Origin of the sequence: Gardnerella sp. KA01002 (assembly GCF_049244015.1) — a bacterium.
Taxonomy (GTDB): Bacteria; Actinomycetota; Actinomycetes; order Actinomycetales; family Bifidobacteriaceae; genus Bifidobacterium; species Bifidobacterium vaginale.
Window position 1 is genome coordinate 1,610,976 of sequence record NZ_CP058365.1, and the last position, 12,495, is coordinate 1,623,470.

13 protein-coding genes are annotated in these 12,495 nt (G+C 35.3%); 5 read left to right on the forward strand and 8 right to left on the reverse strand.

The window, feature by feature from the left end; translation table 11 throughout:
* Positions 1 to 19: 19 nt before the first annotated feature.
* Entirely contained in the window at positions 20 to 961 is a 942-nt protein-coding gene (gene trxB, locus HXT60_RS06335; protein ID WP_004114045.1) for a thioredoxin-disulfide reductase, read from the forward strand.
* A gap of 95 nt (positions 962 to 1,056) precedes the next feature.
* Here the strand turns inward: trxB and HXT60_RS06340 are convergent, their stop codons facing one another.
* The 8 genes from HXT60_RS06340 to rpmH all read right to left on the reverse strand — a co-directional run bounded on the left by HXT60_RS06340 (position 1,057) and on the right by rpmH (position 7,093).
* Positions 1,057 to 2,337 carry a ParB/RepB/Spo0J family partition protein gene (locus HXT60_RS06340; protein WP_101886667.1) on the reverse strand — a complete coding sequence of 427 codons (1,281 nt, stop codon included), beginning with the start codon at positions 2,335 to 2,337 and terminating at the stop codon, positions 1,057 to 1,059.
* Entirely contained in the window at positions 2,337 to 3,287 is a 951-nt protein-coding gene (locus tag HXT60_RS06345; protein ID WP_285089072.1) for a ParA family protein, read from the reverse strand. Before HXT60_RS06345 ends, HXT60_RS06340 begins: the two co-directional genes overlap by 1 nt.
* Positions 3,288 to 3,585: 298 nt before the next feature.
* Positions 3,586 to 4,296: a 16S rRNA (guanine(527)-N(7))-methyltransferase RsmG gene (gene rsmG, locus HXT60_RS06350; RefSeq protein WP_101889967.1), complete on the reverse strand. Its 711-nt coding sequence runs from the start codon at positions 4,294 to 4,296 to the stop codon at positions 3,586 to 3,588.
* Positions 4,297 to 4,412: 116 nt separating this feature from the next.
* Entirely contained in the window at positions 4,413 to 4,970 is a 558-nt protein-coding gene (locus HXT60_RS06355; RefSeq protein WP_004114037.1) for a protein jag, read from the reverse strand.
* 106 nt (positions 4,971 to 5,076) lie between these two features.
* A complete protein-coding gene (gene yidC, locus HXT60_RS06360; protein ID WP_004114035.1) occupies positions 5,077 to 6,084 on the reverse strand; it encodes a membrane protein insertase YidC in 1,008 nt (335 codons plus the stop codon).
* Positions 6,084 to 6,404, reverse strand: coding sequence for a membrane protein insertion efficiency factor YidD (gene yidD / locus HXT60_RS06365; RefSeq protein WP_016827106.1), 321 nt, complete (start codon positions 6,402 to 6,404; stop codon positions 6,084 to 6,086). Before yidD ends, yidC begins: the two co-directional genes overlap by 1 nt.
* 6 nt (positions 6,405 to 6,410) lie before the next feature.
* Entirely contained in the window at positions 6,411 to 6,938 is a 528-nt protein-coding gene (gene rnpA / locus HXT60_RS06370; RefSeq protein WP_421791061.1) for a ribonuclease P protein component, read from the reverse strand.
* Positions 6,939 to 6,958: 20 nt separating this feature from the next.
* Positions 6,959 to 7,093, reverse strand: a complete 135-nt coding sequence (gene rpmH, locus HXT60_RS06375) for a 50S ribosomal protein L34 (RefSeq protein WP_004114029.1) — start codon at positions 7,091 to 7,093, stop codon at positions 6,959 to 6,961.
* 409 nt (positions 7,094 to 7,502) lie between these two features.
* Between rpmH and dnaA the strand changes: the two genes are divergently transcribed.
* From dnaA to HXT60_RS06395, 4 genes are all read left to right on the forward strand, one after another.
* Positions 7,503 to 9,110, forward strand: coding sequence for a chromosomal replication initiator protein DnaA (gene dnaA / locus HXT60_RS06380; protein ID WP_004114028.1), 1,608 nt, complete (start codon positions 7,503 to 7,505; stop codon positions 9,108 to 9,110).
* 425 nt (positions 9,111 to 9,535) lie between these two features.
* The gene (gene dnaN / locus HXT60_RS06385; RefSeq protein ID WP_004114027.1) at positions 9,536 to 10,654 is read left to right on the forward strand and encodes a DNA polymerase III subunit beta; all 1,119 of its coding nucleotides are present in this window, start codon (positions 9,536 to 9,538) and stop codon (positions 10,652 to 10,654) included.
* A gap of 10 nt (positions 10,655 to 10,664) precedes the next feature.
* Positions 10,665 to 11,933 carry a DNA replication/repair protein RecF gene (gene recF, locus HXT60_RS06390; RefSeq protein WP_020760298.1) on the forward strand — a complete coding sequence of 423 codons (1,269 nt, stop codon included), beginning with the start codon at positions 10,665 to 10,667 and terminating at the stop codon, positions 11,931 to 11,933.
* A gap of 10 nt (positions 11,934 to 11,943) precedes the next feature.
* The gene (locus HXT60_RS06395; protein WP_020759664.1) at positions 11,944 to 12,435 is read left to right on the forward strand and encodes a DciA family protein; all 492 of its coding nucleotides are present in this window, start codon (positions 11,944 to 11,946) and stop codon (positions 12,433 to 12,435) included.
* Positions 12,436 to 12,495 lie beyond the last annotated feature (60 nt).

Sequence of the window (12,495 nt, forward strand, 5' to 3'; positions counted from 1 at the left end):
AGAATATTAGGAATATTTTATGGAAAAACTAAACAAAAAAGTAATAATTATTGGCTCTGGCCCTGCGGGTTATACTGCGGCATTGTATTTAGCACGCGCAGGCTACACTCCTTTGGTCATTGCTGGAGCATTAACTCCTGGTGGACAACTCATGAACACTACAGAGGTTGAAAATTATCCAGGATTTGTAGATGGAATACTTGGACCAGATTTAATGGAAGCTATGCAAAAGCAAGCAGAAAAATTTGGAGCACAAATTATATTAAACGATGTCGTGTCTGTAGATTTTAAGGACGATTTGAAGACAGTTACAACAGACGATGGAGAAACTTATACAGCAAATGCAGTAATCATTTCTACAGGCTCGCAAGTGCGAAAATTGGGGGTTCCTGGAGAGCAAGAATACTCTGGACGAGGTGTTTCTTATTGTGCAACTTGTGATGGATTCTTCTTTAGAGGAAAACCAATCGTTGTAGTTGGCGGAGGCGATTCAGCTTTTGAAGAGGCATTGTTCCTAACTAGATTTGGTTCTTCTGTAACATTGATTCATAGGCGCGATTCATTCCGTGCTTCTAAAATCATGATTGATAGAGCTCGCAAAAATGAGAAGATTAAATTTGTTTTAAACTCTGTTGTTCAATCAATAAATGGTTCCAATGAAGATGCTCAGTCTGTAACTGTAAAAAATGTTGTAACTGGAGAAACTCAAGATATTGAAGCATCTGGTATTTTCGTTGCTATTGGTCATCTACCATCAACCTCATTCTTAAATAACTCTATAGCTCTTAACGAAGATGGAACTATTTCAGTACAGGGTGCATCTACTAAAACATCTATTCCTGGTATTTTTGCTGCAGGAGATGTGGTAGATAGCGTTTATAGGCAAGCAATATCTGCAGCAGGAATGGGCTGCCGCGCTGCTCTTGATGCTCAAGCTTATTTAAATGATTTAAGCGAATAATAAATTATGTTCCACGTGAAACAAAAAGCTTCAATGAATTACTTTTAAAGTAATTCATTGAAGCTTTTCAGTTTGTATTATGTTAATTTATGTTGCTAATCTTTTTTGTTTACTAAAATGTCAAAAATCCTTTGCATTTCTTCTGGAGATGAAAATACAATTTCGATTCTTCCATGGTTTTCTGTGCCCTTAATTGCAACTTTTGTAGAAAATATATTCTCAAGTTGTTTTCTAATAGGAGAATGCGCCCACTTATTATTTCTTTGAACCCTATTTCTCTTAGAAGACTCATCACTATTGTCTACTCTAATAGACACAATCTCTTCAGTACTTCTAACAGATAAGCCTTCTGCAATTATTCGTTTTGCCAATGATTCCATTTCTTCAGATGTAGGCAAAGCAAGAAGTGCGCGAGCATGACCTGCAGAAAGAACACCAGATGCAACATGCTTTTGCACGCTAGCTGGAAGATTTAACAGACGTAAAGTGTTTGCTATTTGCGGACGTGATTTAGACACAGATTTTGAGAGTTGAACCTGTGTTAATCCAAAATCATCAATCATCTGAGCATACGCTGCAGCTTCTTCTAAAGGATTTAAAGCAACTCTGTGCAGATTCTCCAAAAGAGCATCTCTAAGCATATTCTCATCAGAAGTTGTTCTAACAATTGCTGGAACTTTTTTAAGACCAGCTAATTGAGTTGCTCTCCATCTGCGCTCACCCATTATTAATTCATAATGAGCATTATGCGTATCCTCTTGATCTATGTTATTAATTTTTCGCACAACAATAGGCTGCAAAACTCCAACTTCTTTGATTGATGCAGCTAATTCTTGAAGCTCTTCTTCATCAAAAATCGTACGCGGCTGGTGAGCATTTGGAACAATATCAGTTGGATCTAAATATGCTAAATAGCCGCCTTCAACAGGTTTTAATTCTTTATTTTCCGCGTTGTGTTTTTCATCAATTGTTTTATTAAAAATTTTCTTTTCTTCAGTTTTTTGTTTTGAAGACACAAACGTTTTAGACGCAGAATCACCAAAGAAAAAGTCAATTGGTCTAGTTACATCGTCAATTGATGGCATAGAAGATCGCTTTGACGAATGCTTATTTTTATTAGCAATCGGCGGCACTGTTTCACGTGAAACGGTGGTTTTTTGAACATTATTTTGACCTTCATGTGGAGAAATTGCTTTATCAATACTAGGAACTTTAGTTTCACGTGAAACATCGTTAAAAACATCTTTTTGTATTAATGTTTCATGTGAAACATTTTCATTATTTTTTGCCTCAGCATTAACAAGAGCATTTTCCCCAGGTAGTGCAGGAAATAGCGCCCCTAACCCTTTGCCTAAACGAGATTTAGTTGTACTCATTATGCATTACCCTCTCTTTTAGCGTCAATTACAGCTAAAATAGCATCAGACTTATTTGCTATCTCTAACGCAGCTTCCCTATACGACACTGCTCCAGTTCCGTGTGGATCATAAGTTATAACACTTTGATTAAAACTTGGTGCTTCTGGTATTTTGACAGTTCTTGGAATGGTAGTATTTAGAACAATATTTGGATAATGGTTTTTAACTTCTTGAAACACTTCTCTACCAAGAAGAGTTCGCTTATCAAACATCGTTACTAACATTGTTGAAACAACCAGCGTAGGATTGTAATGTTGTTGCACTAATCCAATTGTCCTGATGAGTTGTCCTAATCCTTCTAGTGCGTAATATTCAGCTTGAATTGGTATTAGCATTTCATGAGCAGCACACATTGCGTTAATTACCAAAAGACCTAGAGATGGTGGACAATCAATAAACACATAATCGTAGTGCTCATTATTATTGCCAAGAAACTCATTAACAGCATTTTTAAGAAGATTATTTCGATCTTTCATCTGCGCAACTTCTAGTTCTGCTCCACTTAAATCAATAGAAGCAGGAACAACATCAAGTCCTTCAATATCTGGGCAAGTTTTCTTTACTTCAGCAATAGTTTTTCTTCCCTCGATAACATCATAAACAGAGGGATCTGCTGAAGAATGAGGTATATTCATAGCTGTGGAAGCATTACCCTGAGGGTCCATGTCAATCAACAAAACTTTTGAACCACCAATAGCCATAGCTGCAGATAAATTTACAGCCGAACTGGTTTTGCCAACACCACCCTTTTGATTCGCAACAGCAATAAATCGCGTTTCTTTAGGCTTAGGAAAAACTACCCCATCAATGGCATGAAATCGGCTTGATATATTAGCCAATTCACTACCTAAGGAAGATCCAGAATCTCCAAAAATACGCTTAATCGTATCTTCAGCTGACTCCACCATAACTTCATCCACCCCCGACCACCTATGGGAAAATTACCATAATTTAACCAATTTAAACCTTAGTATTTTCAAGTTTCGTTTCTTCTATGGACATAAAACACAGCAAAAAGAGCACAAGTTTCACGTGAAACACGTGCTAAATATAAAGGAAAATGACGAAAAATAGAAAACAAAATAAACTATATTATACGTATTTTATACAAATATTTTTACATAAAAATATTTGTTTCACGTAAAACACTGGAAGATTAAAGTTTCACGTGAAACGAATTATTTTATGTGTAATTAATAATATGAATTATGCTTTGTCAACTAATACAACAGTCGTAGATTGAAGACCATTTGCAACAGGAGCATCAACAACCCTAGGATTCACACCCTTCGCTTTTTTGATCATTTTTGCGGCTTTCTCAATTTCAGCCTGGGCAGATTTTCCCTTTAACGCAATCAGTTGACCATGCGTATTTAATAGAGGGATAGTCCACCCTGCTAGTTTTGTCATAGGTGCTACAGCTCTACACGTTACAACGTCAAACGGTGATATATCATGAGATTTTATTTTTTCAATAATTTCATCTGATCTTCCGTGAAAAATAGTGACATTGTCTAATCCCATAAGTTCTACACATTCTTTTAGCCAAAGAACGCGTCTTTCCATAGGTTCAATTAATGTTACATCACAATCAGGCAAACATGCTGCTATAACAATACCAGGGAATCCACCACCACTTCCTACGTCTGCTATAGATTTTTTCTTAGACTTTTTAATAGCTTCCTTAATAAAAGGAACAACAGCTGCAGAATTTAATATATGTCTTTCCCAGAGAATACTCATATCTCTAGGTCCAACTAATCCTCTCAGCAAGCCCTCTTTTTGAAGTTTCACGTGAAACATCTTACATTTATCAAGAGCATCACCTAAAACTTCGCTTAGCAATGGTGAATTTTCTAATTCATCAATTGTCTCTTGAGTATTATCGCTATTATCTTTATTTAAATTTTCTTCCATACTTCCCCGCGCTTATCAAATAAAAAGTAACACAATAAAACATTTTTTGTTTCATTGTGTTACTTTTATAGTGTTTCAACAGCCTCGTGCAATCATGAAAATTGCAAAATCTTAAATCAGTCTTCTATATACTCTTCATCTACGTCAACAGCTATATCATCAAGATCTTCGTCTTCAACTGCACTTACAGGCATATAAACGGTTACATAACGATGTGGTTCTTCTCCATGAGACCTAGAACGCAGACCCTCATCTCGCACAGTGTCATGAATTACTTTACGTTCAAATGAATTCATCGGCTTCAATTCAACTGGATCCCCAGTCTCACGAACCTCATCAACAGCATCCAAAGCAATATCACGCAAATGCTGACGCTTACGCTTAAGGAATCCATCAACATCAACAATTAAATGAGATCTCTCACCAGTTTTTTGTTGAATAGCTAATCGGCTAAGCTGCTGCAATGCGTCAACAACTTCTCCATCCCTGCCAATCAAATGCTTAATATCGGAATCATCATCCGCAACAATCTGAATCATCGGTCTATTGTTACGAACACCCATTTCAATATCGCCCTCATAATCAGCAATATCTAGAAGTCCTTCTAAGTAATCGGCAGCTATATCAGCTTCCTCATTGAGCTGGTCAATGCTTCTAGTTTCGTCTTGCGCCATTTACATACTCCTTAATTGCAATAAATGTCAAGAATCACAATTCTGTTTACAAGTGTAACTGAAGATAAATCCAAAATTACCTACTTGTTTATTCACATATTTTTATCTATTTATTTTTTCGCTTACGCGTAGGCTGCTTACGTTGAAACCCTTCGGCTTCTCTACGCTTAGCTTCTTCGCGAGCTTTTTGAAGCTTTTCTTCTTCAATAGAAGGCAATCCTTCACGTTTACGACGTTCGGATTCATTCTTATAATCTCGTTTTTCTTTTTCCTCCGCAGCTGGAGAACCTGGAGTTGGGAAAGCATATACCTGCCAAATAGAGCGAAGCATATTCATAATGTTGTTTACAAGCCAATAAACAAGCATTGCAAATGGAAGAGCGAATGCAGAGAAAACGTAGATTAATGGGAATCCCCACATCATAAGTTTTTGCATCGTATACTGGGGACCCTGCTTCGATTCTGGCGGAAGATTCTTACGAATATTGTTAAATTGCATGTACCACATTGCAGCACACATCAATATAACAAAGATTACAATAACAACTTTCCCGCCAGCTTGAACCGTCATAAACGTGTCGGAAACACCAACGCCAAACACATGAGTTTTAACAAATTGCTGTGCTGTAGCAACATCAAAAGCACCAAGAGCAGTATGCTTGCCTCTAGCAATAAATGGTATAACGGAAAGCGTGTACCAAATACTCATAAACGCTGGACCTTGAATCATCATTGGCAGGCAGCTTCCTGCAGGATTTGCGTTGTTTTCTTGATACAGCTTCATCATTTCTCGCTGCATGGCTTCTTTGCTAGCAGGATCGCTTTTACCCTTATACTTTTGCTGAATTTTCTTCATTTTAGGAGCGATTGCTTGCATATTGCGCATACCTTTAATGCTTTTTATAAAGGCAGGGAATATGCACGCGTGCACAACAAGCACAAGAAAAACGATTGAAAGTACCCAAGAGAATCCAATTTCATTCATCCCAATAAGAACAAATAGCTTGTGGAAAAGTGACATTACTTGAGTCATAAGCCATTCAACTGGCGTGAGGATTTTATAAAACCATCCCCAAATTCCGTTATCAAGTAAGAAATGATCTTGATTAAACATTAGTTATCCTTGTCTTCGTCAGCCAAGGGAGTTAACCGTGGCTCTTCATGCGCTTTAGACCAGGCGCAACGATAAAAAATTGAATATTTTCGTGGTACGTCGTCAATACTGCAGCTAGTCCATGGTCTACAGCGCAACAGACGTAAAACGGCTAGAATACCACCCTTAAACGCCCCATAGCGGCTAACGGCTTCTATAGCGTATCTTGAGCACGTTGGATAATAACGACAGCAAGCAGGTCTTTTGGCAGAAATCACGCGTTGATACCAGCGAATCGCTTTTATAATCAAATTCGCTACAACACTATTTCTACCGCTCATGATTCATCACTGCTCCTGCGAGCTTGCTTTACTATCACTATCTTCGCTAGTTTTTAAGCACATAGTTTGCATTAATTGATTTTGATCTTGAAGATTTTTAGCTATTTTGCCGAAAATCTTTTTGATTTGCTCATTCAACGAATCAAACGAAGATTGTGCAGCAGTAGGTTTTGCACGCAATACTACATCGCAACCATATGGAAGCAACGACTCGTGCTCTTTTGCTATTACCCTAAAACGTCGTTTTACCTTATTTCGAATAACAGCTTTTCCAACTGATTTAGATACAGCAAGACCTAACCTTAAAGCAACATCATTTTTTTGAGGTTGCTTTAAGGTATCACAAAATGCCGCGGGAGTGTTTTCAAAACCCGTGGCAATATCATCTGGACTTACTTTTCTGTCTTCGTTAAGCGCGTCTAATACGGTTACACATACACGCATATCATAATGCGCGACTATATCCCGTGAACACACTTTGCGTCGTTTTTTGAGCACCGCAACAAAATCGCGATGGCCTTTCAGCCTATCCATGCTTTACGACGCGTCCCAGCTCAGGCAGAAAGTGTCTTGCGGCCCTTGGCACGACGACGGTTAATCACTGCGCGACCAGCACGCGTACGCATGCGGACGCGGAAGCCGTGCTTCATGTGACGACGACGGTTGTTAGGCTGGAATGTCCTCTTCATAACTAACGCTCCTGTATTTAGCCATGCAAAAGCATGGCTCCGTATGAGTCAAGCTATACCAAATTACTATCACCCCTCACCAAGAGCTAAAATTTTATTAATTATCGTGTTCTAAATAGGACTTTTAGAATAATTCTTATTCTCTAAATAACTTTATAAATCTATTAAAAAACGTAAATAATTCGTCTTAAAATCGTTGGAAAATGTGGATTACTAAGTTTTACATTATCCACAAATTACACACATGTTATTAACATACAAGTATTTTCAACACGCTAGGCTGTGGATAACTTCTTAGGGTCGGAGTAAACATATTCTACTAGCACTCTTTTCACACATAAATGTGTATTAAAAAAATACACTGAGTTGTTAATGCGAAAAGGAAATTACTTTTGATTGGGGGTGTAACATGTCTGAAGCCTTTGAGGATCCTAGTGCTCAAGCCGCCATAGTATGGTCTAATACTCTCGCCGTGTTGCGCCATAATGCACTTCTAAGCAATCGGGATAAAAGTTGGTTTGAGAGTGTAAAACCTGAAGCTATTTTTGGAACAACAATTGTTTTATGCGTTTCTAATATTGAGACTCAGCAAGCTCTGCAAAACGAACTTAGTTCTGCTCTGCTAACTTCTTTGAAAATTTGTACTGGAAAAGACATGTTTCCAGCATTTAAAATTATCCAAAATAGTGAGAAAGAGAATAACAATACTTTACAAAATGTAAGTAATACTTCAAAAACTTCTCAATCGCTAGATAATACTACAAATAATAATTCTGATTCGTCAGATTCTAATGATTCTTCTGATCCTAAAAAAGTTGAATCTTTTTTGGACGATTCTTATGATTCAATTCCTGTACAGAAAGATTTTGATTACGCAACTGGTTTGAAAACCATGCAAAATACAAATCTCAATGTGCAATCTATTAATCAAAAGCAGACAAATATACCTGCATCAGTTAATAGAGATCCAACAACTCATTTGAATACTTATGCCACTTTTGACACGTTTGTTCCTGGCGATTCCAATCGTTTTGCTCGCACAGTAGCATTGGCAGTTGCAGAAGGCTCAGGACGCGATTTTAATCCTTTGTGTATTTACGGTGGATCTGGTCTTGGCAAAACACATTTGCTTAACGCAATTGGAAATTATGCGCTTGTTAAAGATTCTTCCCTTAAAGTTCGATATATTACAAGCGAAGAGTTTACTAATGAATTTATTGAGGCTTTACAAAATACAAGTCAAAATCAAGGTCAGATTGCTAACTTTAATAGAAGATACCGCGAAGTTGACGTTCTACTAATCGATGATATTCAATTTTTAGGTGGTAAAGAAGCAACTCTTGAACAATTTTTCCATACTTTTAACGCTTTATATCAGGCTAATAAAAGAATCGTAATAGCTTCTGATGTTGCTCCTAAAAATCTTAGAGGATTTGAATCTAGACTTATTTCTAGATTTGAATCTGGTTTAACAGTAGATATTAAACCGCCTGATTTAGAAACTCGTATTGCTATTTTACGAATGATGGCTTCTATGAATGGGTCCAATGTTCCTAGTGATGTTTTGGATCTTATTGCGGAACGTTTTACTGAAAATATTCGCGAACTTGAAGGCGCTTTAACTCGTGTTACGGCGGTTGCTTCTCTTAGTAACCAACCAGTTAGTAAGGCTTTAGCTGAGCAAGCTTTACAGGACTTTTTTGCATCCGATATTGAAGTTAGACCAACAGATATTATCGGTCAGGTTGCTCAATATTTCCATATGACTTTTGATGAGATGGTTGGAAGATCAAGAACTAAAAATGTTGCTTTAGCTCGTCAAATTGCAATGTATTTAGCTAGAGAAATGACTAGCATGAGCTTGGTTGATATTGGAGAAGTTTTTGGTGGAAGAGATCATACCACTGTTATGCATGCTTATACCAGAATTAGTGGCGAAATGCAGGAAAAGCAAGAAATTTATAACTATGTTATGGAATTGACTGTTCGTTTGAAACAAAATCCTTCCAAAAAATAGAGTTTTGCACAAGTTTATTCATAATTTGTTTATTAAAGTAAATAAAGTTATCCACATAGTTAGTAACAAATGTGGGCAAAAGGTGCGAATAACTGGTGGAAAACGCCGTTTAAAAAGTGAATAAAATGTTTTTAACTACGATAAAAATGTTAATAAGATAAAAACTAGAAAATTATGTGGATAACTTTAGCATTTATGCACATACTTCTCTTTGTGTTGTCAACATTTTTAAATTGTGGATAAAGGCTCTAAATCAGCAGTTCTTTAACTTTATCCACATGTTAACAACCTTTATTACTTTTACTATTTTATTTTTATCTAATATTCATACTTAATTACTTACTCAACTAACTTTCATAAAATATGATTTTTAATTGGCAGCATGATATAGAATAAAACACAGATTTAAACAGAAATGAGGAAAAATGAAAGTTGAAGTTAATTCCGCTTCTTTTGCTGATGCAGTAGCTTGGACAACTAGAGTCATAGATTCTAGACCAGCTAATCCTATTCTTGCAGGACTAAAACTAGAAGCAAAAGATGGAATTCTTCAACTTTCTGCTTTTAACTATCAGCTCTCTAGCAGACATCATGTTGAAGCTGGAATAGATGAGCAGGGTAGTGTACTCGTATTAGGCAAATTGATGGCAGATATAACTAAATCTTTACCATCAGAAAAAACCTATTTATCCTCTAATGAAACTACTCTTACTATTTCTTCTGGAAAATCAACTTTCACACTCCAACTAATGCCTGAAGGAGAATATCCTGATTTACCACAAATTCCTGAAAAACTTGGTCAGGTAGATGCTCCTACTTTTGTTCAGGCAGTAGTACAAGCTTCTGTGGCTGTTTCAAGAGAAGAAGATAGACCTGTTTTGACTGGAATTCATGCTCATTTTGAAGATGATTCTGTTACTTTCACTGCTACAGACAGATATCGCCTTGCAAGATCAACTTTTAAGTGGACACCAGAACATTCTGACATAAATACTTCTACCCTAATCAAAGGAAGCATTCTTAGAGATATTTCTCGATCAATAGATGAACATCAAAATGTTATTGTAAACCTAAATGATAAAGAACCATCTATTCTTGGTTTTGAAAATTCTGGTAGAGTAAGTACTTCTCAACTAATTGATGGAGAATTTCCTTCTGTAGATCGACTTTTTGTTGATGAATATCCTATTCATGCAATTATTAATCGAACAATGCTTATTAATGCTATTAAGCGAGTTGCACTTGTTGCAGAAAAAGATGCTCCTATTTACATGTCTTTCTCTGGGGATGAATTAACTTTAAGTGCTGGAAATGATTCAGAATCTCAAGCAAAAGAACTTATCGATATAGACATGGACGGTCAAGATATTATAGTTGCTTTTAATCCTAATTATTTAATTGAAGGTTTAAGCGCTATAAGCGAGCCATTTGTTCATGCAAAAATCACATCTGCAGTTAAGCCTGTTGAATTTAATGGTCAGCAGGAAGCTGATGGCGATGAGTCTATGAATTACAGATATCTTGTTGTTCCAATGCATCCTTAAAGATAAATAAATGTATGTTTCAAGACTTGTACTAGATCATTTTCGTTCTTGGAGTAGTTGTGTATTAGACTTTTCTCCAAAAATTAATGTTCTATTTGGCTCAAATGGTTTAGGTAAAACTAATATTGTTGAAGCTATAGAAGTTATATCTACTGGAACAAGTCATAGAATATCATCTTTGATGCCACTGATAGAGTGCAATAACAGTTGTGCTACCATACGACTTAATACTAAAAATTTTGATAATAATAATTTAGATGAAACTACATATGAGCTTACGATTAATTCAAAAGGAGCTAACAGAGCAAGAATTAATAGTGGAAAATCATTGTATATGAAGGACATAATTGGATTAGTTAAATCCATTTCTTTCACTCCAAGAGATCAAAATTTGATTTTTTCAGATCCTAATATTCGTAGGACTTTTATAGATCAAGCTGGAGCACTATTAATACCAAATTATTTACAAGTTTTACAAGAATATAATCATATTGCAAAACAACGTGCATATCTTCTTAAAAGTCTATCTAATAATAATTTAGCTAGTTCAACAAATGGATATAATCCTATATCTGATTTGGAAATATGGACGGGTAAATTCATTGAATCAGGAATAATTCTTACAAAAAATCGAAAAAAAATAATAAATTTGTTAAATGAAATTTTTCCTAAAATAGTAGATAAACTTTCCCGATCTTCTAATTTTGCTTCGATACAATATAATCCGTCTTTTGAAGAGTTAGAAGTTGAATCAAAAGAAGATTATTTTCCGCAAAAAGCTATAAGCGAGCATTTTCAACGAATTTATGCTGGGGAAGTTGCTAGAGGATACAACCTAATAGGTCCTCATAGAGATGATTTTACAATATTAATAAATAATCATCCTGCAAAAGAATTTGCTTCTAATGGTGAATCATGGACTCTAGCATTAGCTTTAAAAATGGCTTTATTTAAGACTTTAGAAGAAAAAAATAATCAAAAACCAATAGTTATTTTGGATGATGTTTTTTCACAATTAGATGAATCTAGAAGAAAACAAATTTTAGAGTTTGCAAAAGAACAAGAACAAGTTTTTATTACAGTTGCATCCTTAAGTGATATACCAAAAGATGAGAATCTTTCAGAAGAATCATTTATTGATATATCTAAAATAGTAGAAAAAAATAATAATCAAGATGAAAATTTCTTTAATAATAATCTTGACTCTAATCATAAAGATCTACTAAAAGATATTATTAATAATCGAAAAAATAATATCGAGAATAATTCTAATAGTTAAGGGGAAAATAATGAAAATTCCCGTAAATAAATTATTAAAATTAGACACTAGAAAGCTTCCTGAGATTGTTTTTTCTCCTATAGAAAAAAGGGGAGAAAAGAAAACAATAAACGAGCAAAATGCTTATAAATCTTGGGAAAGTTTTGGAAAACCTGGTAGGGATCCACAAAATCTGTATTCGTTGCTAGGTAATTTTGCTAATAAAAAACATTGGAATGAGCCGCTTGCTATAGCAAGAATGCGAGAAGATTGGTGGAAAATAGTTGGTAAAAGTGCATCTTTAAATTGTTATATAGATCAAATAAAAGACGGTATTTTAATAGTTAGAACAAAATCAAACGTTTGGTATACACAACTTAGCTACTGCAAACCTATGCTTGAGAAAAAAATATTTGAATATTCAAAAAATATTAATATTAAAGAAGTCAAAATAGTTGGTCCATCTTTGCAAAAAACAGGCAAAAAATCAATAAATAGTAGGTTTAATATTAAGAATCACTAATAACGGCTCTTAATAAAGAGCGGTCATTATGCATGTGTAGAATGTTATGTAATATAGTTA

Excerpts from the sequence above, each read along its gene's own strand:
- HXT60_RS06355 (WP_004114037.1), bottom strand. The coding sequence starts at position 4,970 with ATGGCGCAAGACGAAACTAGAAGCATTGACCAGCTCAATGAGGAAGCT.
- yidD (WP_016827106.1), bottom strand. The coding sequence starts at position 6,404 with ATGAGCGGTAGAAATAGTGTTGTAGCGAATTTGATTATAAAAGCGATT.
- dnaA (WP_004114028.1), top strand. The coding sequence starts at position 7,503 with ATGTCTGAAGCCTTTGAGGATCCTAGTGCTCAAGCCGCCATAGTATGG.
- HXT60_RS06345 (WP_285089072.1), bottom strand. The coding sequence starts at position 3,287 with ATGGTGGAGTCAGCTGAAGATACGATTAAGCGTATTTTTGGAGATTCT.
- recF (WP_020760298.1), top strand. The coding sequence starts at position 10,665 with ATGTATGTTTCAAGACTTGTACTAGATCATTTTCGTTCTTGGAGTAGT.
- HXT60_RS06340 (WP_101886667.1), bottom strand. The coding sequence starts at position 2,337 with ATGAGTACAACTAAATCTCGTTTAGGCAAAGGGTTAGGGGCGCTATTT.
- trxB (WP_004114045.1), top strand. The coding sequence starts at position 20 with ATGGAAAAACTAAACAAAAAAGTAATAATTATTGGCTCTGGCCCTGCG.
- rnpA (WP_421791061.1), bottom strand. The coding sequence starts at position 6,938 with ATGGATAGGCTGAAAGGCCATCGCGATTTTGTTGCGGTGCTCAAAAAA.
- rsmG (WP_101889967.1), bottom strand. The coding sequence starts at position 4,296 with ATGGAAGAAAATTTAAATAAAGATAATAGCGATAATACTCAAGAGACA.
- dnaN (WP_004114027.1), top strand. The coding sequence starts at position 9,536 with ATGAAAGTTGAAGTTAATTCCGCTTCTTTTGCTGATGCAGTAGCTTGG.
- HXT60_RS06395 (WP_020759664.1), top strand. The coding sequence starts at position 11,944 with ATGAAAATTCCCGTAAATAAATTATTAAAATTAGACACTAGAAAGCTT.
- rpmH (WP_004114029.1), bottom strand. The coding sequence starts at position 7,093 with ATGAAGAGGACATTCCAGCCTAACAACCGTCGTCGTCACATGAAGCAC.
- yidC (WP_004114035.1), bottom strand. The coding sequence starts at position 6,084 with ATGTTTAATCAAGATCATTTCTTACTTGATAACGGAATTTGGGGATGG.